Origin of the sequence: Moorena sp. SIO4E2, from assembly GCF_010671945.1 — a bacterium.
GTDB lineage: Bacteria > Cyanobacteriota > Cyanobacteriia > Cyanobacteriales > Coleofasciculaceae > Moorena > Moorena producens.
In genome coordinates this window covers 1-1,251 of sequence record NZ_JAAHIE010001298.1, presented here as the reverse complement: position 1 = coordinate 1,251, position 1,251 = coordinate 1, and the positions used below count along the sequence as shown (strand labels likewise).

The 1,251-nt window shown below is 46.2% G+C and carries 1 protein-coding gene and 1 pseudogene; one reads left to right on the top strand and one right to left on the bottom strand.

The features are described 5' to 3' along the window. A pseudogene (locus tag F6K37_RS43130) lies at window positions 1–829 on the bottom strand (hypothetical protein); the annotation flags it as partial. A 160-nt stretch (window positions 830–989) separates the two neighbouring features. On the opposite strand from F6K37_RS43130, the gene F6K37_RS43125 reads away from it, so the two are divergent. Further along, complete coding sequence (locus tag F6K37_RS43125) at window positions 990–1,169, top strand: hypothetical protein (protein WP_071103626.1); 180 nt, start codon at window positions 990–992, stop codon at window positions 1,167–1,169. Window positions 1,170–1,251 lie beyond the last annotated feature (82 nt).

The window sequence follows — 1,251 nt, the reverse complement described above, 5'->3', positions numbered from 1 at the left end:
CATTTCCGGTTTCCTCCGCCATCAGATAAACGGAAATCTCTCGCATTGCCCGGAGATTGTCCGTGTTGCGTCCATCCACCCAACTTCCTCGCACATCCGGTCCCCAACCATCACCACCTTTTCCCTTACCATAAATGGGGTGAGGACGCCCATTGGGGTCAGTTTCTGTCCAGGTTTTGGCACCGTCAAACATTCGCTGTTTGTAGGTCGGGTCGAGAAATTGCCCAAAGAAGAAGTATTTTCGGATTTGTCCCTTGAGGGTGAAAGCGTAATAGTAGTCAATACCCTTAGTGTGTTGGTTATCTTGAGCTTGGGCATCTTCTGATTGCAGAAACTCTAGGGCTTTGTCCCGATTGCCAACAATAAAATCAAACATGGCATAGGGATAAGACCGCTTCTCATTTTCCCCGTAGTTGTTGCCATAACCTAACCCATCGTAGTACTGAATTGCCTGGTTGGCTCGCACCCAGAATTCTGATTCCAATTCAGGAGTCCACTGATTCCTATACTTGGTAGCAATCGGTAAGGGTTCAATCTGAATTAGATCAGTAACAGATCTGCTAATCACTGGTTTAGCATCTGACGCTGGTGTGGTCGGTATAACTTGGTGGGTACAGCCCAAGACAGCGCCAGCGACAACGAAAGCATTGCTTAATAATGGAATGATTTTAAGAGTGAGGTGGAATGGGCATCTTGGTGGAACTGGCATCTTGCCAGTTTCAAGATATTTTCGGGCGGGCAGGATGCCCACTCTACTGCTATTCATGGGAAGATTCAGCCACGGGACAAAGGAAGCTACTAGTAAGTGACGAGATTTCCGAGATTTCACCAGATTTCACCAATTGTAGCGATTGCTCTCAATTCTTACACAACAACCAAAACAGTACACCTGAGCGTCAACCCTAAATTAAACATCGGCACTTCACAATTTTTAATCATGGGCAATGGAGCTCAGAATGCCCAGGGATTGACACATTCAGGATATAGTCATGTTCGATTTACTATTTGCTCGCAATTTGGCCACTACACTAATCATACTCACTGTGTTCATTCTTGGCTTAGACAAGTTGTATCGGCAGGATCAAAACCCTGGAAAACTCCAAAGGGTTCAGCACATAGAACAGGCCCTTCGAGTCGGATTTGCCCTCAAGGCAACTCAATTCCGTTGACCTTCCCTGAACTAGGTGTGGAATAGGAGCCAGTTCCCTAGTTCGACCCAAGTTACTGGTTTGTCAGATGGCTGTGAATATT